Origin of the sequence: Lacinutrix venerupis (assembly GCF_003663945.1) — a bacterium.
GTDB lineage: Bacteria > Bacteroidota > Bacteroidia > Flavobacteriales > Flavobacteriaceae > Lacinutrix > Lacinutrix venerupis.
The window spans coordinates 1-1,199 of record NZ_RCCH01000019.1 but is presented as its reverse complement, the minus strand read 5'-3'; the positions used below and the strand labels follow the sequence as shown (position 1 = coordinate 1,199).

At 40.4% G+C, this 1,199-nt stretch carries 1 pseudogene; it reads left to right on the top strand.

Annotation, left to right across the window (positions count from 1 at the left end):
- Positions 1-1,199, top strand: a pseudogene (locus CLV86_RS14300) (gliding motility-associated C-terminal domain-containing protein); the annotation flags it as partial.

Genomic DNA, 1,199 nt, shown 5'->3' with positions numbered 1-1,199 from the left:
GCTAACATTGCTGAACTTCAAGCTTGTGCTGATGATATTAATGTTACAATTACTTCAGATTACAACTTTACAAACCTTACTTCTACTTGTGGTGCGGGTGGTACGATTACTGTTGTATACACTGCTACAGATGATTGTGGTAATGTAGAGTCTGTTACTGCTACATTAACATTAGAGGATTCTGTTGGACCTGACCTTACGGCTTGTTCTGTAACCGATCAAACTATTGAATGTAACGGTACTGATAACCAAACTATAGCCGATGATTGGAATGCCGCTAATATCTTAGCGCTACAATCTTGTGGTACAGATAGCTGTGATACTGATGCTACTTTTGAGGTTACTTCTGATTATAGCTTTGCTAACCTTGTCTCTACTTGTGGTGCTGGTGGTACTATTACCGTTACTTATACCGTAGCTGATGATTGTGGTAATGATACAACACTTACTGCTACTCTTACACTTGAAGATTCTGTTGGGCCTGACCTTACGGCTTGTTCTGTAACCGATCAAACTATTGAATGTAACGGTACTGATAACCAAACTATAGCCGATGATTGGAACGCCGCTAATATCTTAGCGCTACAATCTTGTGGTACAGATAGCTGTGATACTGATGCTACTTTTGAGGTTACTTCTGATTATAGCTTTGCTAACCTTGTCTCTACTTGTGGTGCTGGTGGTACTATTACTGTTACTTATACCGTAGCTGATGATTGTGGTAATGATACGACACTTACGGCTACTCTTACACTTGAAGACACTACAGGTCCTGACCTTACAGCTTGTTCTGTAACCGATCAAACTATGGAATGTGATGGTACTGATAACCAAACTATAGCCGATGATTGGAATGCCGCTAATATTTTAGCACTACAATCTTGTGGTACAGATAGCTGCGATACCGATGCTACTTTTAATGTCACTTCAGATTATGCATTTGCTAACCTTGTCTCTACTTGTGGACTTGGTGGTACTATTACTGTTACTTATACCGTAGCTGATGATTGTGGTAATGATACGACACTTACGGCTACACTTACACTTGAAGACACTACAGGTCCTGACCTTTCGGTTTGTAATGACGTGGTTGATACTGCTGTTGATTGTACTGCTGATCAAAACCAAACCATTGCAGATAACTGGAATGCTGCTAACATTGCTGCTCTTGAATCTTGTGGTACAGATAGCTGTGATGC